Annotated in this window: 22 protein-coding genes; 19 read left to right on the top strand and 3 right to left on the bottom strand. The window is 42.3% G+C overall.

What is annotated here, in order from left to right:
- Window positions 1-72 precede the first annotated feature (72 nt).
- The 3 genes from PG418_RS11305 to PG418_RS11295 all read left to right on the top strand — a co-directional run bounded on the left by PG418_RS11305 (window position 73) and on the right by PG418_RS11295 (window position 1,710).
- On the top strand, window positions 73-1,029 hold the full coding sequence (locus PG418_RS11305; RefSeq protein WP_498837385.1) for a ketopantoate reductase family protein: 957 nt from the start codon (window positions 73-75) through the stop codon (window positions 1,027-1,029).
- Between the two features lie 128 nt (window positions 1,030-1,157).
- On the top strand, window positions 1,158-1,418 hold the full coding sequence (locus PG418_RS11300; RefSeq protein ID WP_008369481.1) for a hypothetical protein: 261 nt from the start codon (window positions 1,158-1,160) through the stop codon (window positions 1,416-1,418).
- Window positions 1,419-1,449: 31 nt separating this feature from the next.
- Complete coding sequence (locus PG418_RS11295) at window positions 1,450-1,710, top strand: hypothetical protein (RefSeq protein ID WP_055249287.1); 261 nt, start codon at window positions 1,450-1,452, stop codon at window positions 1,708-1,710.
- A 77-nt stretch (window positions 1,711-1,787) separates the two neighbouring features.
- Here the strand turns inward: PG418_RS11295 and PG418_RS11290 are convergent, their stop codons facing one another.
- Window positions 1,788-1,997, bottom strand: coding sequence for a hypothetical protein (locus PG418_RS11290; RefSeq protein WP_022220316.1), 210 nt, complete (start codon window positions 1,995-1,997; stop codon window positions 1,788-1,790).
- A gap of 301 nt (window positions 1,998-2,298) precedes the next feature.
- Here PG418_RS11290 and PG418_RS11285 point away from each other — a divergent pair, with 301 nt between their 5' ends.
- The 6 genes from PG418_RS11285 to glgB all read left to right on the top strand — a co-directional run bounded on the left by PG418_RS11285 (window position 2,299) and on the right by glgB (window position 8,414).
- Window positions 2,299-3,639, top strand: a complete 1,341-nt coding sequence (locus PG418_RS11285) for an MATE family efflux transporter (protein ID WP_117835824.1) — start codon at window positions 2,299-2,301, stop codon at window positions 3,637-3,639.
- 97 nt (window positions 3,640-3,736) lie between these two features.
- On the top strand, window positions 3,737-3,994 hold the full coding sequence (locus PG418_RS11280; protein ID WP_055249282.1) for a hypothetical protein: 258 nt from the start codon (window positions 3,737-3,739) through the stop codon (window positions 3,992-3,994).
- A 173-nt stretch (window positions 3,995-4,167) separates the two neighbouring features.
- Entirely contained in the window at window positions 4,168-4,545 is a 378-nt protein-coding gene (locus PG418_RS11275) for a diacylglycerol kinase family protein (RefSeq protein WP_008369472.1), read from the top strand.
- Window positions 4,546-4,578: 33 nt separating this feature from the next.
- Window positions 4,579-5,022 carry a phasin family protein gene (locus PG418_RS11270; RefSeq protein ID WP_498837384.1) on the top strand — a complete coding sequence of 148 codons (444 nt, stop codon included), beginning with the start codon at window positions 4,579-4,581 and terminating at the stop codon, window positions 5,020-5,022.
- On the top strand, window positions 5,015-6,610 hold the full coding sequence (locus PG418_RS11265; protein ID WP_022220317.1) for an ABC1 kinase family protein: 1,596 nt from the start codon (window positions 5,015-5,017) through the stop codon (window positions 6,608-6,610). Before PG418_RS11270 ends, PG418_RS11265 begins: the two co-directional genes overlap by 8 nt.
- A gap of 19 nt (window positions 6,611-6,629) precedes the next feature.
- Window positions 6,630-8,414 (top strand): 1,4-alpha-glucan branching protein GlgB, encoded by a 1,785-nt coding sequence (gene glgB / locus PG418_RS11260; protein ID WP_270205974.1) that lies wholly within the window; start codon window positions 6,630-6,632, stop codon window positions 8,412-8,414.
- 606 nt (window positions 8,415-9,020) lie between these two features.
- On the opposite strand, the gene PG418_RS11255 is transcribed toward glgB, so the two are convergent.
- Window positions 9,021-10,811: a glycoside hydrolase family 2 protein gene (locus PG418_RS11255; protein ID WP_498837383.1), complete on the bottom strand. Its 1,791-nt coding sequence runs from the start codon at window positions 10,809-10,811 to the stop codon at window positions 9,021-9,023.
- A 201-nt stretch (window positions 10,812-11,012) separates the two neighbouring features.
- Between PG418_RS11255 and PG418_RS11250 the strand changes: the two genes are divergently transcribed.
- Window positions 11,013-11,762: a phosphatase gene (locus tag PG418_RS11250; protein ID WP_008369460.1), complete on the top strand. Its 750-nt coding sequence runs from the start codon at window positions 11,013-11,015 to the stop codon at window positions 11,760-11,762.
- A gap of 98 nt (window positions 11,763-11,860) precedes the next feature.
- Window positions 11,861-12,463 carry a DUF1836 domain-containing protein gene (locus PG418_RS11245; protein WP_055157639.1) on the top strand — a complete coding sequence of 201 codons (603 nt, stop codon included), beginning with the start codon at window positions 11,861-11,863 and terminating at the stop codon, window positions 12,461-12,463.
- Window positions 12,464-12,587: 124 nt separating this feature from the next.
- Here the strand turns inward: PG418_RS11245 and PG418_RS11240 are convergent, their stop codons facing one another.
- Window positions 12,588-12,896, bottom strand: a complete 309-nt coding sequence (locus PG418_RS11240; protein ID WP_022220320.1) for a YerC/YecD family TrpR-related protein — start codon at window positions 12,894-12,896, stop codon at window positions 12,588-12,590.
- Between the two features lie 257 nt (window positions 12,897-13,153).
- Between PG418_RS11240 and pcrA the strand changes: the two genes are divergently transcribed.
- From pcrA to PG418_RS11200, 8 genes are all read left to right on the top strand, one after another.
- Complete coding sequence (gene pcrA / locus PG418_RS11235) at window positions 13,154-15,391, top strand: DNA helicase PcrA (protein WP_498837382.1); 2,238 nt, start codon at window positions 13,154-13,156, stop codon at window positions 15,389-15,391.
- Window positions 15,392-15,536: 145 nt separating this feature from the next.
- Window positions 15,537-15,779 (top strand): hypothetical protein, encoded by a 243-nt coding sequence (locus tag PG418_RS11230; protein ID WP_044998722.1) that lies wholly within the window; start codon window positions 15,537-15,539, stop codon window positions 15,777-15,779.
- A 70-nt stretch (window positions 15,780-15,849) separates the two neighbouring features.
- A complete protein-coding gene (gene rlmD, locus PG418_RS11225; RefSeq protein ID WP_498837381.1) occupies window positions 15,850-17,214 on the top strand; it encodes a 23S rRNA (uracil(1939)-C(5))-methyltransferase RlmD in 1,365 nt (454 codons plus the stop codon).
- Between the two features lie 323 nt (window positions 17,215-17,537).
- Complete coding sequence (locus PG418_RS11220) at window positions 17,538-18,533, top strand: ROK family protein (RefSeq protein ID WP_195479822.1); 996 nt, start codon at window positions 17,538-17,540, stop codon at window positions 18,531-18,533.
- 387 nt (window positions 18,534-18,920) lie between these two features.
- Window positions 18,921-19,949: a zinc-dependent alcohol dehydrogenase gene (locus PG418_RS11215; protein WP_055158634.1), complete on the top strand. Its 1,029-nt coding sequence runs from the start codon at window positions 18,921-18,923 to the stop codon at window positions 19,947-19,949.
- 9 nt (window positions 19,950-19,958) lie between these two features.
- A complete protein-coding gene (locus tag PG418_RS11210; RefSeq protein ID WP_008369413.1) occupies window positions 19,959-20,351 on the top strand; it encodes a VOC family protein in 393 nt (130 codons plus the stop codon).
- An 18-nt stretch (window positions 20,352-20,369) separates the two neighbouring features.
- The gene (locus PG418_RS11205; RefSeq protein ID WP_498837380.1) at window positions 20,370-21,734 is read left to right on the top strand and encodes an MFS transporter; all 1,365 of its coding nucleotides are present in this window, start codon (window positions 20,370-20,372) and stop codon (window positions 21,732-21,734) included.
- Entirely contained in the window at window positions 21,718-22,698 is a 981-nt protein-coding gene (locus PG418_RS11200; RefSeq protein ID WP_498837379.1) for a carbohydrate kinase family protein, read from the top strand. The genes PG418_RS11205 and PG418_RS11200 overlap by 17 nt, the downstream gene beginning before the upstream one ends.
- Window positions 22,699-22,970: the final 272 nt, after the last annotated feature.

Genomic DNA, 22,970 nt, shown 5'->3' with positions numbered 1-22,970 from the left:
CGGGAATCGTCGGCAATCCGGCAAGGGTACTCCGAAAGGTTGAAAAATAGAAAATTTACGAGGTGAGAGAAGATGAAGATAAAATCAGTTGCAGTTTTAGGTGCGGGAGCAGTAGGCTCTTATGTGATCTGGGGTCTTTCTGAAAAATCAGATATCCGGCTTGGAGTAATCGCTGAAGGAGAAAGAGCAGAACGTCTGAAAAAGAACGGATGTGCGATCAATGGCAAGACTTACCATCCGGAGGTGTGGACTCCGGATGAGGCACATGATGTGGATCTGATGGTGGTTGCTTTGAAATACGGTTCACTGGAAGGTGCTTTGGAGAGTATACAAAAAGTAACAGGCGAGCATACGGTGATCATGAGTCTGATGAACGGTGTTGACAGCGAAGAGATCATTGGCAGAACAGTGGGAATGGAGCATGTGTTACCGGCACTGATCAAAGTGGCTTCACATAAAGAGGAAGACGGTTATCATTTTGATCCACCGACCACACTTGGAATCATTTTCGGAGAACCGTCCGCGCCGTTCAACAGCGAGCGGGTGAAAGCAGTGGAAGAGTTATTTGCAGATACCGGGATTCATTTCCGCTCCACAGAGTATATTCAGGAAGAGATCTGGTGCAAGTTTTGCCTGAATGTGTGCAGCAATCTGCCACAGGCGATTCTGGGAGCAGGCGTTGGATGTTACCGTGACAGCGTGCACATGAAAGCAATCAGTGACGGATTAAAAAGAGAGCTGGAAGCAGTCGCACAGGCAAAAGGAATCGATATGAGCAAGACCGAAAGCTCGTCCGGACGTGGAAGTGCGGTTCCACCGTCAGCCAGATATTCCACCTTGCAGGATCTGGATGCCGGATGCCACACGGAAATCGATATGTTCTCCGGCGCGCTTGTTCGGATGGGAAAAGAGCTTGGAATCCCGATGCCGTATAATGAATACACCTATCATATGATCAAGGCGCTGGAAGAGAAAAACGATGGTAAATTTGATTATACCGGGAAGGAAGAACTGACCTGGTCAAAGTAGAAAATATAGAGCGGGTATGTTATGCTGAAATCAGCATAAATTAAAATGTGCGATTTCGGGAGAAGATGTAAGATCAGATTCTCGTAAAAAGAATAATATAAAATGAAAAAAAGAAAGAGAGAGAAAGCATGAACGAATTATATGAAGCAATTGAAAAGAAAATCAAATCATCCGGATATCCGAGACTGATTTCCGGAGAGGATGTATACGATGATATCTGTGATCAGATTGAAGGAAAGGAAAATGGAGAATATATTTTACTTTCCAAATTTGATGATGATGTTGTGTTTGAATATCATATCACGATTCAGGATGATGATTTTAATCTTGGAATCCTGACCATGAAGACACCGGAAGGCGTATTTGAAGTAGATTTTGATGAGGAATAGAAGATGAAGATTACCGTTTATCTTGGTGCAAATGAAGGAAATGTTTTCTGAACGTCTGGAATTTCTCCAGAATAATTTTTATTCTTATGGCGAATATGCCCTGGTTGGAACAAAGGGCTATTGCTATGAAGGAAAAGATACGATCGAACATTTTGAAAAGCTGCGCAGCCGGGAAATCGAGCGCCTGCGGGTTTCTTTGGAGATGGCGAAAAAGGCAGGATACCAGAAATTTACCGGGATGATTTTTGTAGAAAATGAGACAAAGGATGTTCTATGCTTTTTCATGTTATAGTAGTAGTTACCAGCGTAAATATAAGGAACGGTTTCGGACAAAAAGAGCGAAACCGTTCCTTATTTGGTTGATAGAAGTCACTCACATTTCTCCGGATCAATTTTTGGCGGCCGATAATGATAGACTTCTTCGTAGGATTCCAGCTCAGCTCTGTTTGTGGGACCGACAGGGATCAGACCGGTGCAGTCCTGCGCAGATGCTGCATTAGACAGATAATCGTAGGAATCGATGATCTTCTGATTGGATTTTTTGCGGGATGAAATATCAGAATGTTTTTCTTTTTTCATGGGGACCTCCTTATCTGATATGGCACAGGCAGAAAAAGTGAAAATCTTAAAAACTGCCGGCAGGATAAGATAAGTATGTGCTGATAGGTAGAAAGTATGTATGAAAAAAACGGTTTCTGCCTCATTTGGGTTTGAAAACTATGTGAGATAGAAAGAAAGCCGTCTGTTAAACGTATCAGGACAAAAAAATACTTGCATTCTGAGTTTAAGAAGACCATAATAGCAAAGGGATTTTTTTGAAATTATTTGAAATCAGGAATGAAATAAGAGAGAAGCAGAGAAAAAAGGGAGTTAAAAGAAAATGGAACAAAAGCATATGTTCACAAATAAAATGATTGCAGATCTTCTGATACCGGTCGTTCTGGAACAGCTTCTGAACTCCATCATGGGAACAGCGGACACAATGATGGTAAGCAATGTGGGATCTGCGGCGATTTCAGCAGTATCGCTGGTGGATTCGATCAATGTGCTGGTGATCCAGGCGTTTTCTGCGCTGGCGGCAGGAGGTGCGATCGTCTGTGCACAGTATATCGGACAGAAGAATGTGAAGCGGGCAAATGAATCCGCAAGGCAGGTGCTGTTTATTATTACGGCAATTTCGGTTGTGATCAGCCTGATCTGTCTTGTTTTCCAAAAGCCGATGCTGCGTCTGATCTTTGGATCAGTGGAGGCGGAGGTCATGCGTGCGTCGGAAATTTATTTCTTCTATACGGCACTGTCCTTTCCGTTTATCGCAGCTTATGATTCGGCAGCATCGATTTTCAGGGCACAGGATAATACGAAAGGTCCGATGCTCATTTCCATGATATCCAATGTGATGAACATTGCAGGAAATGCAATGCTGATCTGGGGATTTCATATGGGTGTTGCAGGGGCAGCACTTGCAACTCTGATTTCACGTGTTTTCTGTGCAGTTGTAGTTCTGGCCCAGCTGCGTCAGGACAGGCAGCCGATCGTGGTGCGTGATTATCTGAAAATCCGTCCAGACTTCCGGATGATCCGGAGAATTCTAAGTATCGGTATCCCGTCAGGGGTAGAGAACAGTATGTTCCAGCTTGGAAAGCTTGCGATTCAGTCCTCCGTATCAACGCTCGGCACAGTGGCAATCGCGGCACAGGCAATGACGAGTATTCTGGAAAATCTGAATGGAATTGCAGCAATCGGAGTTGGCGTTGGGTTGATGACGATTGTTGGACAGTGTATTGGGGCTGGCAGAAAAGATGAAGCGGTTTACTATATCAAAAAGCTTTGTATGATTGCGGAAGTGATTCTGATCATCAGCTGTCTGAGTGTATTTGTGCTGACAAAACCGATTACGATCCTTGGTGGTATGGAAAAAGAAAGTGCGGATATGTGTATCCATATGACGATGTGGATCACGATTGTAAAGCCATTGGTATGGATTATGGCATTTATCCCGGGCTATGGTATGCGCGCAGCCGGGGATGTGAAATTTTCAATGCTCACATCTTGCACGACGATGTGGCTGTGCCGTTTTTGCCTCAGCGTATTTATGATCCGGGTAGTTGGTGTCGGAGCGATGGGCGTGTGGATCGGAATGTTTTCAGACTGGACACTCCGTGGAATTATTTTTTCGTGGAGATTCCACAGCAGAAAGTGGCTGAAGCATCAGGTGATTTAAAATTCTTACATAGATTTTACATGGCAGATCCTTTGGATTTTACATACCTTTGATAAGATTCTGTTAAAGGTAAGGAATTTGGAAAGGAAGATGTAAAATGAGAAAGCTGTGGGATTTCTGGAAGAATAAAAAATATGGAAAAAAGAGTATGACAGGATGGTTTCTGCTGACGAATGCATTATTGTGTGGGGTTATAGGTGCAGCACTTTGGGGAGTTGTCAGTCTGGTGGCGTTAAAAGGAATATCCTGGCTGATCATATTTGCAGGATATGCGATTGTTTTCCCGGGATTCCTCGGAGGTGTACTTTTTGCAATGAATGCGGAAACAACGATGGATGAATTAGAGATAAAATAAACAGACAGAGAAGCGGAAATATCAGAAATGGTATTTCCGCTTTTTTCGATACAAAATACAAATACAAATTTACAATTTTTACAGATTGTATAGAAAGAAAATACGGAAAAGACTGGTTATTATAGAGCTGATTTGGTAAAATAAAGACAATAATAAGAAGCAGGTGATGAAATATGGACAGTCAGAAGAAAGATCCGCTCTATAAAAGTTTTGGATACGCATTTGAAGGGATTGGTACCTGTATCAAAAAAGAGCGGAATATGAAGATTCACTGTGCGGCAGCGATTCTGGTAGTGATTGCCGGAGTGATATTGAAGATCTCATCGCTGGAATGGTGCATCTGCCTGACACTTTTTGGGCTTATCATGGCGCTGGAGCTGGTCAATACCGCAGTAGAAGCGGTGGTTGATCTGGTGACGGAAGAGCGGAAGCCACTTGCAAAGATTGCAAAAGATACAGCAGCAGGTGCGGTTCTGATCGCAGCAATTATGGCAGCGATCGCCGGGATTATTATTTTTCTGCCAAAGGGGCTTACATTCCTTGGGTTTTAAAGCAGATTGAAATTGTGAAAGGAGATAGACGTTATGGGAAGCTTAGGAGATGGAGTTAAGAAAGTATTACTTGCAGGGATTGGTACAGCAGCAGTAACTGCAGAAAAGTCAAAAGAAGTTCTGGATAAGATGGCAGAACGTGGAGAAGCAGCTGTAGAACAGGGAAAAGTTCTGAATCAGGAACTTCGCCACAATATCAAGAAGACCGTAAAAGAAAATGTCAATGTTTCTGTCAGGACATCTTCACCGGAAGAACTGGATGAGCTGCTTGACAAGATGACACCGGAGCAGATTGAACAGCTCAAAGAAAGAATTTATGAACGTGAAGCAGCAGTTTCAGAAGAAGAAACAAAAGAAGTAGAGGAAGTTGTAGAACAGACAGGAGAGACGGCTGAAACTGTTGAAACAGAGACGGCAGAGGAAGCAGCAAAAGAAGTCGAAGCAATTGAATCTGGCAACGAGGACATGAATGAGTAACAAAAACCAGCCAAAAGAGTCAAATAAATACGGTTCCAGACTGCGGGAGATGACAGCAGTCCTCAGAAAACATGGGATTACCGGTGGACTTACCCCGGAAAAGCTCCGGCTGATCCTGGAGGATCTGGGGCCGACTTATATTAAGCTTGGTCAGATCATGTCACTGCATTCCGACATTCTTCCGAAAAGCTATTGTGAAGAACTGATGCGGCTTCATTCCGAGGTGACACCGATGCCATTTGAACAGGTAGCAGAAGTGATCCGCAAGTCTTACGGTTATGAGTGGAACGAAGTGTTCCAGAGCATTGATGTGCATCCACTGGGATCGGCATCGATCGCACAGGTCCACCGGGCGGTTCTGAAGACTGGGGAAGATGTTGTCGTCAAAGTTCAGAGGCAGGGCATCTATAAGGTAATGTCCAGAGATATCAGTCTGCTCCACAAAGCGGCAAAGCTGGTCCCGCCAGGTACGATCAAGGACATGGTGGATATTAACATGGTTCTGGACGAGCTCTGGACTGTCACCCAGCAGGAGATGAATTTCCTTCTGGAGGCAGCCAGTATGGAAGAATTTGCCCAGCGCAATCAGGATGTGGCTTTTGTTACAACGCCTCGGCTCTATCGCGAATATACGACCAACCATGTGCTAGTGATGGAATATATTGATGGATTTGCAATCAACGATAAAGAAAATCTGCTGGCAAATGGATATGATCTGAATGAGATTGGAACAAAGCTTGTAGATAATTACATTCGCCAGGTTATGGAGGATGGTTTTTTTCATGCTGATCCGCATCCGGGCAATGTGCGTATCCGTGATGGAAAGATTGTCTGGATCGATATGGGAATGATGGGAAGACTTACCGAGCGTGACCGGGAACAGATTAGCAATGCAGTCAAAGGTGTGGCAGAGAATGACATCGGTCTGATCCAGGAAGCGGTGATGGCACTTGGCGAGTTCCGTGGAAAGCCGGATCAGAGCAAGCTGTATGAAGATATCAATAATCTGATGGCAAAATATGGAACGATTGATATGGGTGATATCGATATTGCGGAAGTTATGCAGGATCTGATGGAAGTGATGAAGGAAAATAAAATTTCTATGCCTCATGGACTTACTATGCTTGCAAGAGGACTCGCCAATATGGAAGGTGTGCTTGCCGAGATCAGTCCGCAGATCAACATGGTTGAGATTGCGGCGGCACGGATGAAGGAGAGCTTTCTGACGAAGGAACAGTGGAAAAAAGAGATAAAGAATGATGCAAAAAGACTGTATCGTTCTCTTCACAAGGCAATGGATATTCCTTCCCTTGCAGCAGACATCCTGCAGGGTCACATGAAAGGACAGACCAGAGTCAATCTGGATCTTCATACTTCGGATGAGCTTTCCGGGTTGCTCAGGAGGTTGGTGCGGAATATTGTAATGGGGCTGTGGGTGATGGCACTTCTGATCAGTTCCAGCATTATCTGTACAACCAATATGCAGCCAAGGTTGTGGGGGATTCCGGCAATCGGTGCGTTTGGATATCTGATGGCATTTGCTATTGTAATGTATGTTTTTATCAAACATATCTTTTCAAAAAAATAAATAAACAGGGGGAAAAGAGATGCGGAAGGAGTTTTATACAGGGCATCTTTTTGATGTATATCGTTATTTTGGAGCGCATAAAGAGGGTGAAAATTTTATTTTCCGTGTGTTTGCGCCATCGGCAAAAGGAGTGTGCGTATTTGGAGAGTTCAGTAACTGGACAGAGATCCCGATGTATCAGGAGGGACAGAGCGGTGTATATGTGTCAGAGCCGATTCCGGCGAAGACTGGTCAGCTGTATAAGTACTGCATTTACACAGCAAATGGCGGAAGGGTAGAGCACTGTGATCCATATGGCTTCCAGATGGAATTAAGACCAGGAGATTGCTCAATCTTAACGGATCTTTATAGTTATAAATTTAAGGATGAAAAATGGATGAAGAACCGGACAGTCGGATTTGACAGTCCGGTCAATATCTACGAGATCCATGCAGGATCCTGGAGAAAAAAAGGAGAAGGGAAGACCGACTGGTATACTTATATTGAGCTTGCAAAGCTTCTGATTCCTTATGTAAAAAAGAATCATTATACTCATATTGAGATGATGCCGCTTTCCGAGCATCCTTTTGACGGATCCTGGGGATATCAGAATACCGGATTTTTTGCGCCGACCGCACGTTATGGAACACCGGATGAGCTGAAAAAATTTGTGGATGAGTGTCACCAGGCAGGAATTGGTGTGATCATGGATTTTGTTCCGGTACATTTTGCAGTCGATTATTATGGACTGAAAGAATTTGACGGAACCTGTCTGTATGAATATCCAAATGCGGCAGTAGGTGAAAGCGAATGGGGAAGCTGTAATTTCATGCATTCCAGAGGGGAAGTACGATGTTTCTTACAGTCGGCAGCAAATTACTGGCTGAGTGAGTTCCATTTTGACGGAATCCGTATGGATGCAGTCAGCCGTCTGATCTACTGGCAGGGTGACGAGGCCAGGGGTGTTAACGGAACGACACTGGATTTTCTGAAGGTGATGAACCAGGGACTAAAGTCCCTTCATCCGACAGCCATGCTGATCGCAGAAGATTCCACCAATTTTCCAGGTGTTACCAAACCGGTTGACCAGGGAGGACTTGGTTTTGATTACAAGTGGGATCTTGGCTTCATGCACGATACACTGGAATATTTCCAGAGTGCACCAGAATACAGAAGCAGAGATTATCATAAGCTGACATTCTCGATGATGTATTATTATAATGAGCATTTTTTGCTGGAATACTGTCATGACGAAGTGGTACATGGAAAGGCAACGATTCTCCAGAAGATGAACGGAGAATATGAGGATAAGTTCCCACAGGCAAGAGCTATGTATCTGTATATGATGGCGCATCCTGGTAAGAAGCTGAATTTCATGGGAAATGAATTTGGTCAGCTTCGCGAGTGGGATGAAAGCCGCGAGCAGGACTGGGATATCCTAAAATATCCGCTCCATGATGCATTTCACCGTTATATGATCGAACTGAACCGTATCGGTCAGGAAAATGATGCATTCTGGCATGATTATGATCCGGAGAATTTCAAATGGCTGGACTGCCATCAGGAAGAACGCTGTATCTATGCAATCAAAAGAAAAGGAAAAAATAAGAACTTTATCGCGATATTCAACTTCTCAGACGAAGAACAGGAAGATTACGAACTGGATACCGAAGAAGAAGGAAAGCTCAGTGTGATACTGGATACGGACTGGGACGAATATGGAGGAAATACAAAAAAGAAAAAGACATTGCCGGCAAAAGCAAAAAAAGGGACGCATGTGACGCTGGACCTGCCGCCGTTTTCGGGGATTTTGCTGATGAGTTAGGTGATAGGAAAGGGACGCCCGGGGCAGAACGATATTTCTGCTTTCGGGCGCGCTTTCGCTCCGCAAAAAACGCAGCGGTGCTAAGTTCGGTGATACCGCAAGCGTTATCCCCTCACTAAGTGCCGGCGTTTTTTGAGGGCCCGCCAGCAGAAATATCGTTCTGCCCCGGGCTGTGCTATGACACCAGAACCGCATCGGCGAAGGGGGGAAGACGGCACCATACTAAGCGCACAAAAAACTAATACCAGGGGGGACGGCATCCGCTGCACATCGCCTGGATGTGGTGTCTGACGGGAAGTGGTGGCAATGGATTTGCAGAAGTACCGGAGGTATATTGATAAGGTATAAAGTTTACGTTCCTGTGCAACCTATCCCACTGAAATTAAAATAGTATTTTCCCAGTGCGGCAGCGAAGCGCCTCCGCACAACTTGTACTGGAGCGACAAAGTTACGCACCCATGCATTCGGAATGAACCCCATCGGAAACGTCGGTACTTAGTGAGAGGATGTCGTCAGACATCATCGAACTTAGTATCCGCTACGTTTGCGGACTAAGCGCGAGCGGGGGTGAATCCGAATCCATGGGTGCGTAACTTTGCCAACCACCTACAACTTACAAACCTCCCTGTCGTAAGTCATCAGCCCGTTTATTTCATCTTCGATGTCGGAGAGTTGTGTATATACTGCTCCGCACAATCCCTGTTCTTTGAGGGGGTCGATTTCTTCAGATATAAGTTTATGATAGGCTGCCTGGAATTCTTCCTGTGAAGAGCAGATTTTATATCCGTATGTCTTGCCGGAGCAGGTATGTCCTTTGACCTGGCAGGTGTAGCCTCCGTATTCGGAAATGACGAAAGCGCGGTCAGATGGAGTTACGAACTGCTTTGCAAAGTAGTTATGTTCACTTTTGAAATCTCCCTGCCGTCTGTCAAACCATCCGCTGGCGGAATCGATGAGCCGGGTGTCATCCAGTTCGCGGAATAAGGCAGTGAGCTTTTTTGAATCAAACTGTCCCCAGCCTTCATTGAAGATTACCCAGGTGCTGATGCATGGGAATGCTTTTAGGGCAGTGACAGTTTCTTTGCATTCACGGATGAATTCTTCTCTGCCATGTACATTTTTCCTGCCGAAGAGAGGATGAATCCGGTCACTGGTGTGAAGCTTGAATTTTGGAAAGAGTGCAGGCAGCCAGGTCATGAACGGAGCATTGTAGGTGCCACCGTTTACCATGTCCTGCCAGACGATCATTCCAAGGCGGTCGCAATGATAATACCATCTTGCAGTCTCGACTTTTACATGTTTACGGATCATGTTGAAGCCGAGATTTTTCATGGTTTGGATATCATAGATCAGCGCTTCATCAGATGGCGCAGTGTAAAGCCCGTCCGGCCAGTATCCCTGATCCAGGACTCCATTCAGAAAAAGTGGTTCATGGTTCAGGCAGAAGCGGGGAAGTCCTTTTTTATCCGGTTCGATGGTAAAGGTACGCATTGCAAAATAGCCGGTGACTTTATCTTCGCCTGCCTGTATCTCAATTGTATAAAGATAAGGATCATCAGGATTCCAGGGATGCATATTGTTGACGTCACAGTAGCAGGAGTAACAGCAAAGAGAGTCAGACTGATTGGTGCAGATCCCTTTGGAAATCAGGCGACCGTCCATGTCTCTGACGTGACAGACAACCGCTTCGGCATCGCTGCATCCGGAAATCGGATGATTTAAAAGAAGGGATACGTGTACCGTCTCTTTTTCATATAAAGGGGTGAGTTCCAGTTTTTTGACATAGACAGCCGGAACCCATTCCATCCATACTGTCTGCCAGATTCCACTCTGGGCGGTGTAGAACATTCCGCCACGCTTTAATTTCTGTTTTCCAACACTGTGATAAGAAGTGTCGGAACGGTCTTCAATGTGTACAGTCAGAGTGTTGCAACCCACCTGCAGAGCATCTGTGATATCAGCAGAAAATGGAAGATATCCGCCGATATGTGAGACAACTACTTTTCCATTTACCAGAACTTTCGCATACTGATCGACTGCACCAAAATGCAAGATGCACCGGGATCCGTCGGAAGGAAGGCGCTTGACCGACAGCAGGCGCTCACAGAGCATTTTTTCGCGCGGCTTTAACTGGAAACCGGCACCGGAAAGAGGGGCTTCCGGAGAAAAAGGAACGAGAAGAGTTCCTTCTTTGGTTATGGTATTTTTTTCTGAAAGAACTGTGTAATTCCATTCTCCATTCAGGTTGATATATTGATCGCGGATCATTTGCGGACGTGGATATTCTTCCAGTATGTGCTGCGGATCAAGAGCTTTTCCCCAACGGGTAGTCAGTGTCTGATGGGAAGCTTTTCTGGGAAAGATCCGTACACTTGCAAGTGCTGCTAAAAGATTCATAAAAAAACCTCTTTCGTTAAATATTCTTATAGTCTATTGTACCATGTGACAACAAAAACACCGCACATTTTATAGAAATTTTAGAAATGAAAACAGTGGGGAAAAACGGATTGTAAAAAAGAAAGAATCAGTTTATCATAAGAATATAAGAAAAGATGAGCTGTGAGAACACAGACAAAGAGCAGGCAGGAGGAAATACCGATGAAAATAGTTTTAGATACACATGCACATACCATTGTCAGCGGACATGCATACAATACGATACGTGAGATGGCACAGATGGCGAAAGAGAAAGGACTGGAGGCATTTGCATTGACTGAACATGCACCGCAGATGCCGGGAACCTGTCATGAGTTCTATTTCCAGAATCTGCATATCGTACCGCGTGAAATGTACGGCGTGAGACTGTTCATGGGTGTGGAACTGAATATTATGAATGAAAAGGGAGAGGTTGACCTTCCGGAGAGCACACTTTGCCAGATGGATATTGCAATTGCAAGTATTCATGGACCTTGTTATAAAGGCGAGCGGACGGAAGAGGCAATCACGGCGGCATACCTTGCGGCAATGGAGAATCCGCTGATTCACATTATTGGACATCCGGATGACGGAAGATATCCGGTGGATTATGAACAGCTGGCCAAAAAAGCAAAAGAGACAGGAACCGTTCTGGAGGTAAATAACGGTTCGTTAAGACCTGGCGGATTCCGCGTGGATACCAGGAAAAATGATTTAAAAATGCTGGAATACTGTAAGAAATACGAAGTTCCGGTTACGATGGGAAGCGACGCACATATGGATGTAGATCTTGCAGATTACAGTTATGCGCTTCCGGTGATCGAGGAGAGTCATTTTCCGGAAGAACTGATCGTTAATACTTCTGCAGAGCTTCTGAAATCATGTATTCAGTATAAACGGAATATGTGGAAACAGAAAAAAGTGAATTGTTAATACGTCATTTACGTTAAAAAAGCCTGGATGAAAGATAGAGAAAAGACTTGATATCTAGTTTTTAATACTATATAATATCTATATTGAGGTGAAAAAGAATGACGATAAATACGGAAGATTTATTAAACAGTATCCTGGAAAGTGTCGGCAGAATTGATTATATTCATCCGGTAGATATTCCGAATATAGATTTATATATGGATCAGGTAACAACTTTTATGGAGGAACAGCTCAGTTCGACGAAGCGTTATGAGGATGATAAGATCCTGACGAAAACGATGATCAATAATTATGCGAAAAACAATCTGCTTCCGCCTCCGAACAAGAAAAAGTATTCCAAAGAGCACCTTCTGGTTTTAATTTTTGTCTATTATTTTAAGAACTTGCTCTCAATCAAAGATATTGAGATTTTGTTAAAGCCACTGACAGACAAATATTTTGCTGTGGATTCGGAATTTGACATGGAAAGTATCTATGAAGAAGTCTGTAAGATGGAAAAAAGCAGGATCGGAGAGTTGCAGGATAGTATTCGTAAGGCGTATGAGACTGCTGAGCATTCTTTTGTATGTGTGGATGATGAAGAAAGAGAACAGCTTCAGAAGTTTGCCTTTATCTGTAATCTCAGTTTTGATGTGTATGTGAAAAAGCAACTGATTGAAAAAATGGTGGACGAACTTCCAAAGCCGGATAAGAAAAAATAAAAGCGTTAGCTTTTTTAAGAAGAATAAAAAAAGGAACGGATTTCAGATTTTGAAATTCGTTCCTTTTTGCTATTATGTGTTTGGCAATAGCTGTTACTACCAACTCCTGCCGGTGTCTGTAAAATTAAGATTCGGATTCTTCAGCCCCTGCCTGAAGTCTCTCAAATACCATATCGTATCCATCATTACCATAATTAAGAGAGCGGTTTACGCGGCTGATTGTTGCTGTGGAAGCACCAGTCTTTTCTGCAATCTCCAGGTATGTTTTCTGATCACGTAGCATCTTAGCTACTTCAAAACGCTGTGAAAGCGATAAAAGCTCATTGATCGTGCAGACATCTTCAAAGAATGTGTAGCATTCTTCTCTGCTTTTCAGACTGAGAACGGCATCAAATAAAGAATCGACCGCTTCTGTTCTGATTTTTCTACTCATTATATTATCCCTCCATGACAAATAATCAATAAGAGTGTGACATAAACTGCCCCACTCATTCATACAATGACATATTAGCACATTAAAATTTTAAAGTCCAGATATTTTGCAAAATTTTACAGATAAGAAAAAAGGAGCTGGATTTTTCTATTTTTACGACGAAAAATAGGGACGAGAGATTCTTTGACACCCCACTTTTTTTATAATATAATGGTGCAATAGAGCCTCGAGAGAGGAGAAGAAAGAGGAACAAAAATATGAGTATTTATGATACATTAAATGACAGACAGCAGGAGGCCGTTTTCTATACAGAGGGCCCGCTTCTGATCCTTGCCGGAGCAGGATCCGGTAAGACACGTGTCCTTACACACAGGATTGCCTGGCTGATCGATCAGATAGGTGTGAACCCATGGAATATCCTGGCAATCACATTTACGAACAAGGCAGCCGGGGAGATGCGTGAGAGAGTGGATCAGATTGTTGGATTCGGTTCGGAGAGTATCTGGGTGAGCACCTTCCATTCAATGTGTGTGCGGATCCTGCGCAGATATATTGACCGGCTTGGGTATGATACAAATTTTACGATTTATGATGCAGATGATCAGAAGACACTGATCAAGGATGTGTGTAAATATTTGCAGATTGATACGAAAATGTTTAAAGAACGGTCGCTTCTTAGTGCGATTTCTTCTGCAAAAGATGAGCTTGTCACACCGGAAGAGATGACACTTCGTGCGGAAGGGGATTGGGCGAAAAAGAAGATTGCACAGGTTTATACCGAGTATGAAAAGCAGCTGAAAGCTAACAATGCACTCGATTTTGACGATCTGCTTTTAAAGACGGTACAGCTTCTTCAGACACAGCCGGACGTGCTGGAGTATTATCAGGAAAGATTCCGTTATATCATGGTGGATGAGTATCAGGATACGAATACGGTACAGTTTAAGCTGGTAAGCCTTCTTGCCGGTAAGTATCAGAATTTGTGTGTAGTTGGTGATGACGACCAGTCGATCTACAAATTCAGGGGTGCGAATATCATGAATATCCTGAATTTTGAAAAAGAATATCCGAATGCGAAAGTGATCAAGCTGGAACAGAATTACCGTTCCACATCCACAATCCTGAACGCCGCAAATGAAGTGATCCGTCACAATACAGGACGAAAAGAGAAGTCGCTCTGGACCGAGAATGGTGAGGGTGAGAAGATTCAGTTCCGTCAGTTTGATTCTGCTTACGATGAGGCGGATTATATTGTCAGTGATATCAAAGACAAGGTGAACAGTGGAAAAAGAGAATATAAGGATTTCGCTATTTTATACAGAACCAATGCGCAGTCACGTATATTCGAGGAAAAGATGGTGGTATCCAATGTTCCATATAAGATCGTTGGTGGAGTAAACTTCTATGCAAGACGCGAAATAAAGGATCTGCTGGCATATTTAAAAACAGTAGATAATGGAAAAGATGATCTGGCAGTACGGAGGATCATCAATGTACCGAAGAGGGGAATCGGACTGACAACTATCGGAAGGGTGCAGGATTATGCAACGGAACGGGAGATCAGTTTCTATGAAGCAATCCTGGCTGCAGGATCGGTTCCGGGAATCGGACGTGCGCTTGGCAAAATCGAATCCTTTGCAGCCCTGATTGAGCATTTTAAAGCCGAAGGCGAACGCATGAGTGTAGCGGAATTGATGGATGAGATTATCGATGCGACTGGATATGTAGAAGAACTGCAGGCAGATTCTGATGAAGAAGCAGAAAGCCGTCTGGAAAATATTGAAGAGCTCCGGAATAAAATTGTTGCATACGAAGAGTCCTGTGAAGCAGAAGATGAAAAATCGACACTTTCCGGTTTTTTAGAGCAAGTGGCATTGGTTGCAGATATCGACAGTCTTGATGAGGAGACGGACTATGTGGTGCTGATGACTTTACATAGTGCGAAAGGCCTGGAATTTCCACACGTCTATCTCGCCGGCCTGGAAGATGGGATTTTCCCAAGCTATATGACGATCACGGCAGATGATCCGGCAGAGCTGGAAGAAGAGAGAAGACTCTGCTATGTGGGAATTACCCGTGCAAAGGAGAATCTGACGCTGACCTGTGCAAGACGACGGATGGTACACGGTGAGACACAGTATAATAAGATGTCCAGATTCTTAAAAGAGATTCCGCTGAGCCTGCTTTCCACCGGTGCCATGTTCAAAAAAGAGCAGACAGAGGAGGAACCAAAGGTATCTGCTTACCGTCAGGCAAAGCAGGCATTTGCGACAAAAGCGTTCGCAGCGACAAAGCCTGCACAGCAGTTTACTGTGACCAAGGGAAAAGGTCCGGGATATGATGTGGGGGACAGAGTGCGTCATATTAAGTTTGGGGAAGGTCTGGTGACACAGATCACAGAAGGCGGACGAGACTATGAAGTGACTGTGGACTTTGATACGGCGGGCACGAAGAAGATGTTTGCCATGTTTGCAAAACTGCAGAAAATTGACTAAAATTGCACTATGTGCCTAAGAAACACATTCTTTTTCGTAAAATCTGTGCAATATGGTGGAAATTATGCATGGATTTGTGGTATACTAGCTATAAACAATGAGTGAGCCGAAGCAGAGAGTGACGGCAGAAAGGGCGTGTATGGAGATGAACAGAATCGAAGAATTACTTGCAACAACGAAACTCAACGATATGATGCATAAGAAAGATGATGATCAGAAGACAACTGTTCTCTGGATTCTTGCAATTATCGGTGCAGTAGCAGCAGTTGCAGCAATTGCATATGCAGTATATTGTTTCTTTACTCCGGATTATCTGGAAGATTTTGAAGAAGATTTTGACGATGATTTCGACAATGATTTCTTCAGTGATGAAGATGAAGTACAGTAATATTAAGAAAGCAGCGAAGGCAGGAATTGTCAAAGATTCCTGCCTTTTCTATGTGAGGGTATAAAGATAGATGAAAAAAGGACAGATATTAGAAGGATATATAGAAAGGGTAGATTTCCCGAATAAAGGATTTGCCGTGGTAGAGGACGAAGAAAAAAAAGTGATCGTGAAGAATACCGTTCCGGAACAAAAGGTGCGTTTCGCGGTGAATAAGATACGAAAAGGTCAGGCAGAGGGACGGCTTCTGGAAATTCTGGAACATTCACCGGAAGAATGTCAGCCGGCATGTCCGCATTTTGGAGCCTGTGGCGGATGCACTTATCAGAATCTGCCGTATGAAAAGCAGGTGGAGATGAAGGAAGCGCAGATCCATGCGATGATGGATGCGGCGGTTGATGGTGATTATATCTGGGAGGGTGTTAAAGAAAGCCCTGTCAGAGAGGGATACCGCAATAAAATGGAATTTTCTTTTGGAGACGAATATAAGGACGGACCTCTTGCACTTGGCATGCATAAAAGAGGCAGCTTTCACGATATTGTAAATGTTACAGAATGCAAGATTGTGGATGAGGATTTCAGACGAATTATAAAGGCTGTTCTGGAGTTTGCGACAGATACAGGTCTTCCGTATTATCACAGAATGCGCCATACTGGATTTTTCCGTCATCTTCTTGTGAGAAAGGCAGTTCGCACCGGAGAAATTTTGATTGATCTGGTAACAACATCGGAGGCACAGCTAGATGAAGCCAGACTGGTGGAAAAGCTTACCGGTCTTTCTTATGATGGGAAGCTTGCCGGAATTCTTCATACAACCAACAACAGCCTTGCGGATGTGGTAAAAGATGAAGGAACCAAAATTTTATATGGACAGGATTATTTCTATGAGGAACTTCTGGGACTGAAGTTCAAGATCACACCATTTTCTTTCTTCCAGACTAATTCCCTTGGCGCGGAAGTGCTTTATGAAACAGCAAGATCTTATATCGGTGAGACGAAAGATAAGGTAATCTTTGATCTCTACAGTGGAACCGGAACGATTGCACAGATCCTTGCATCAGTGGCAAAAAAAGTAGTAGGTGTGGAGATCGTTGAAGAGGCTGTAGAGGCTGCAAAAGAAAATGCTGCTTTAAATGGACTCGATAACTGTACCTTCTGGGCTGGAGATGTGTTGAAAGTAATCGATGATCTGGGTGAAGTACCGGATCTGATCGTATTGGATCCACCAAGAGACGGTGTGCATCCGAAAGCACTGGAAAAGATCATTGATTTTGGTGTGGAAAGAATGGTTTATATTGCCTGCAAGCCGACCAGCCTGGCAAGAGATCTGGAGCTTCTGCAGGGAAGAGGATATCAGGTAGAACGGATTGGGTGTGTGGATCTTTTTCCGAGCAGTGTGCATATAGAAACTTGTGTTTTATTGTCCAAACTAGGATAAAAGCTGGCAGATTGGTAAATTGTATTCGTAATATTGCAGAAGAGATTGTGTTAAAAGAATTGGTGTATATCTAAAGCGTGGAAAGCTCCTTCAGGAGTTTTTGGCTGTTTATAAGATAAATTCTGTCGGAGATTTATTATAAAACATTACTTTACAAGAAGAATAAAAAAGCATATAATTCTTTTATAATATATTTAATAAAAGAGGGTAAGAAAACGGAAAATAAAGATAAGAAAAATACAACAAGAAAAAAAATAATTAATTATGTTCTAAACAATCATGTTACATCCAAGGCGGGAATTGCAAAAGAGTTAAACTTGAGTATGCCGACTGTGTTAGCAAATGTGAATGACTTGTTAGAAAAAAGGGTGTTGGAAGAAACTGGGGAATATGCTTCAACCGGTGGAAGGAAGGCAAAAAGTATAGGGATTAATAAGTCATACTGTCATGCAATGGGAATTTTGATTACAGCGAATCATATAGAAATGGTATTAGTAAATCTTGGAGATGAGATTATAAAAAAAGATCGCATCCGTTTAAAATTTACGGCTGAATTATCTTATTGTACAGAGGTGGCACAAAAGGTCAAAACTTTTCTTGAAGGCGAAGTAGCGAAGGACACGCTACTTGGGATTGGAGTGGCGATTCCAGGAATTATTGATCAGAAAGAACGGATTGTTTTAAAATCCCATGCTTTAGGTATAGAGAATTATAGTCTGCGCTTTTTAGAGCAGGCGCTGGAAATTCCAGTATATTTTGAAAACGATGCTAATGCTGCAATGCTTGCAGAAAAAAAGCAAAAGTATCCAAATGCGATATATCTGTCTTTGAACCACACCTTAGGAGGTGCATTCTGCATAGATGGAAAGCTGTTTCGAGGGCAAAACCAGAAAGCAGGGGAGTTTGGTCACATGATACTCGTTCCCGGTGGAAGAAAGTGTTATTGTGGTAAATCAGGATGTGCAGATGCATATTGTGCTGCAAGTGTACTGACACAAGATAACAGGCAGTCATTGGATGCATTTATGGAAAAAATTGAAAGTGGTGATGAAAAAAATTTGCAGACATGGAATGAGTATCTGGATCATCTTGCTGTTTTGATATCAAATCTGCGGATGGCATATGATATGGATATCATACTAGGAGGTGATGTGGGAGGTGTATTGTCAGATTATATGATACCACTGGGAGAAAAAGTGATGGCATATAATGGCTTTGAGCATGATGTTTCATACTTGAAAAATTGTTCGTATAAGAAAGAAGCGTCGGCTGTTGGAGCCGCGAAATACTTTTTTACAAAACATATGGTAGAATTGTAAATTTTTTGAACGAAGATAAGCAGTACACCGCATCTGGTGCGTAGGGTAAGGGGATGTTTAGTCTGTTGGAGTTAAAAGCGCCCACTGACAGGTTGCAAAGCGAATCCGGATGTCCGCTTTATATGTGTGAAAAACGAGAAGTTGTGTAAAATTAAAAAAAGATATTATAGTAAAAAACGGAAAGAAAACAGTAACTACGGTTTCCTTTCCGTTTTTTTGCGTGTTAATTGTGAAAAATATACAAAAAATATAATTTGAAATTATGAAATATATAAAAATATGAAAAAGCATATTGACAAATTGTGTTTACATGGTGATAATGTAATTACTTTAATAAAACATTTTATAAAACATAAAACAAAACAACATAAAAAGGAGGAAACAATTATGTTACAGCAGGTAATGACAAATCCAGGAGAAATTATTTTCAGAGAGGTTCCGGTTCCGGAGGTAAAGGAAAATCAGGTGTTGGTAAAGATTATGAATATTGGTGTTTGTGGATCAGATATTCATGTTTATCATGGAAAACATCCGTTTACAAAATATCCGGTAACACAGGGACATGAGGTTTCCGGTGAGATTACAGAACTTGGCAAAAATGTCACAGAGTTTCATGTGGGACAGAAGGTGACGATAGAGCCTCAGGTATATTGTGGACATTGCTATCCATGTCGTCATGGAAAGTATAATCTCTGTGAGGAATTAAAAGTAATGGGATTTCAGACGACAGGAACAGCATCTGAGTATTTTGCAGTGGATGCATCTAAAGTAACACCTATTCCAGAAGATATGTCCTATGAAGAAGGCGCTATGATCGAACCTCTTGCAGTGGCAGTTCATGGTGTAAAACAGATGGGCGATGTGGCTGGCATGAATATTGCAGTCCTTGGAGCAGGACCGATTGGAAATCTCGTGGCACAGGCAGCAAAAGGAATGGGGGCAGCGAAAGTGATGATCACAGATATCAGTGATCTTAGACTGGCAAAGGCAAAAGAATGTGGAATTGATGTGTGTGTGAATACCCAAAATAAAGACTTCGGTGCGGCAATGCTCGAAGCATTTGGACCGGACAAGGCGGATGTGATCTACGACTGTGCCGGAAACAATATCACAATGGGACAGGCAATTAAATATGCAAGAAAAGGAAGCACGATTGTACTGGTGGCTGTTTTTGCAGGAATGGCAGAAGTAGATCTTGCAGTGGCAAATGATCACGAACTTGACATTAAGAGCACGATGATGTACCGCCATGATGATTACATAGATGGAATCAGATTGGTAAATGAGGGCAAAGTTCATTTGAAACCGCTCATCTCAAAGACATTTGCTTTTAAAGATTATCTGAAAGCATACCAGTATATTGATGATAACCGCGAAACAACGATGAAAGTAATTATCAACGTCAGTGAAAAGTAAGGAGTTCGTATGGAAAATAAATATGGAATTGTCGGAGTTGCCCATGTCGGGCTTCCGACAAACGATTTACAGAAAACAGTTGAGTTTTATAAGAGTCTTGGATTTGAAGTGATTATGCAGTCTTATAATGAAAAAGCAGGGGAAAAAGTGGCATTTTTACAGATAAAAAATTACTGTATAGAGACTTTTGAAAATGGGCAGGCGGCAATGTCAGACGGTGCATACCAACATGTTGCACTTGATGTGGAAGACATTGAAAGTATGTATCAGAAAATCTGCAATGAAAAATACACAATTATTACAGACGGAATCGAAGAACTACCATTTTGGGAAAATGGTGTGAAGTTTTTTATGATTAAAGGACCAAATGAGGAAAGAATAGAGTTCTGTCAGAAACTCTGATAAAAATAGGAGGAACATATGGGAAGCGAAAACAAAAATGGAAAAGTATCGCTGATCAGTAAGATTGCATATGGGTTTGGTGATGTTGGATGTAATTTCAGCTGGATGTTTGTCAGTAATTTTCTGATGATATTTTATACAGACGTGTTCGGAATCAGTATGGCGGCTGTTTCAGCACTTATGCTTTTTTCAAGATTCTGGGATGCAATCAATGATCCAATCGTCGGGGGACTTACGGATAAAACAAAATCGAGATGGGGACGGTACCGTCCATGGCTGTTAGTAGCGGCACCAATTACAGCGATTCTTCTTGTTATGACATTCTGGGCAAGACCCGACTGGCCGCAGAATGGAAAGATCATTTATATGGTAATTACATATTGTCTGCTGGTTTTGGGGTATACCTGTGTGAATATTCCATATGGAACCTTGTGTGGTGCTATGACACAGGATATTGATGAACGTGCAAAAATAAATACATCCCGTTCGGTTGCAGCGATGATTGCAATTGGTGTGTTAAATATTATTACAGTTCCACTGCTCAGCAAATTCGGCAGTCATAGTGCAAAGACAGGATATCTGACGGTTGCGATCATATATGGATGTATTTTTACAGCCTGTCATTTCTTCTGCTTTGCGAAGACGAAAGAGGCAGTGATCACTCCGGAAAAAGAAAAAATTTCTGTAAAGGTTCAGTTGAAAGCAGTCATGCAGAATAGACCATATCTTCTTGCATTGGTAGGACAGATATTATTTGGATTTACATTATATGGTAGAAACGCAGATATTCTGTATTATTTTACATATGTGGAAGGGAATGCCTCCTACTACACAACTTATTCAATGTGCATCATTATTCCTTCTATCATCGGGGCAGCCTGTTTTCAACCATTATTCCGCAAGTTGAATAACAAAGGAAGAACAGCATCTCTCTTTGCTTTATTTACAGGAATTTCCATGTTGTCTATGTTTTTCTTCAATGCCAAAGAATCACCGGCTATTTTTTATGCATTATCTGGTCTCACACAGTTTTTTTTCTCTGGATTTAATACCGCAATCTATGCAATTATTCCAGACTGTGTGGAATATGGGGAGTGGAAAACCGGACTTAGAAATGATGGTTTTCAGTATGCATTTATTTCACTTGGAAATAAAATCGGAATGGCAGTTGGAACAGCACTTTTGGCAGGATTACTTGGAAAATATGGTTATATCGCAAATCAGACACAAAATGCAATTGTACTTTCAATTATGAAACATGCATTTACGACGATTCCAGGTGTACTGTGGATTGTGACTGCGGTTGTATTATTTTTTTACCGGTTAAATAAAAAACGTTATAACGAGATTGTGGAGGAACTGAAAAATGGAAGAAAAAGTTGATATCGTGGCATTGGGTGAATTGTTGATTGATTTTACGGAAGCAGGACATAGTCAGGATGGGAGAAAATTGTTCGAACAGAATCCCGGCGGTGCTCCGGCAAATCTTCTAACCGTTGCAAGCCACTTTGGGTATCACACATCTTTTATTGGAAAAGTTGGAAACGATATGCATGGTAAATTTTTAAAGAAGACATTGCAAAAGGAAGGAATCAATACAGATGCTATTGTTGAAGACCCGGGTTATTTTACAACGTTGGCATTTGTGGAAATCGGTGAAAATGGAGAACGGAATTTTTCTTTTGCAAGAAAACCGGGTGCAGATACACAGTTAAAAAAAGAAGAACTGGATCAGACATTAATTTCAGGTTGTAGAATTTTTCATTTTGGATCATTATCGTTGACAGATGAACCGGCAGAAAGTACAACGATTGAAGCGGTAAAAATGGCAAAAGCAGCGGGTGCACTTATTTCCTATGATCCAAATTATCGCCCGTCTCTTTGGAAGAACAAAGAACATGCAGTGAAAAAAATGAGATCTGTCATAGAATTGGTAGATGTCATGAAGGTATCGGATGAAGAGAGTACTCTGTTGACAGAGGCGAAAAGTTATGAGCAGGCTGCAGATCAACTCCTTGCTATGGGACCAAAGCTGGTTGCCATTACATTGGGAGAACAGGGCGTTCTTATGGCAACAAAAAGCAGAAAAGAAATCATCAAAGCATTTCAGATACATGCGGTCGACACGACTGGGGCAGGTGATTCATTTTGGGGAGGTGTATTATGCAGTCTCCTTTCTATGAATAAGAATGTTGAAAAAATGGAATGGGAAGAAATCAAAAAGTGTGCTGTTTTGGGAAATGCAGTTGCTGGATTATGTGTGCAAAAGAGAGGTGGAATCCCTGCGATTCCGACGAAAGAGGCAGTGTTTGAATTTATGTTCAAAAAGCTTATCAGATGTTTGTAGACAATCTGAAGAAAAGTGCAACAACAAGAGCGTGCATATTTGCAAGTTTTTTTAAAAACTGTCGTTTGGCAAAATCTATTCTATTTTTAAAAACTTTGCGATAACATATGTTCTGTGAATCATTCACAGTATTGTATTTTGAGGAGGCTTCATTCATGGTGAGTGAAGTCTCTTTTATTTTGCACTGTATAATGGAAAAAGTTTTGGTTGAACAGCAGTTGGAATAGGGCGTGTGAAAAAACGAAAGTTTTTTCATGCGTCCTTTTTCTTAT

Origin of the sequence: Bariatricus sp. TF06-38A (assembly GCF_027690675.1) — a bacterium.
Taxonomy (GTDB): Bacteria; Bacillota; Clostridia; order Lachnospirales; family Lachnospiraceae; genus Allocoprococcus; species Allocoprococcus comes.
This window is presented reverse-complemented; position numbering and strand designations above follow the sequence as displayed.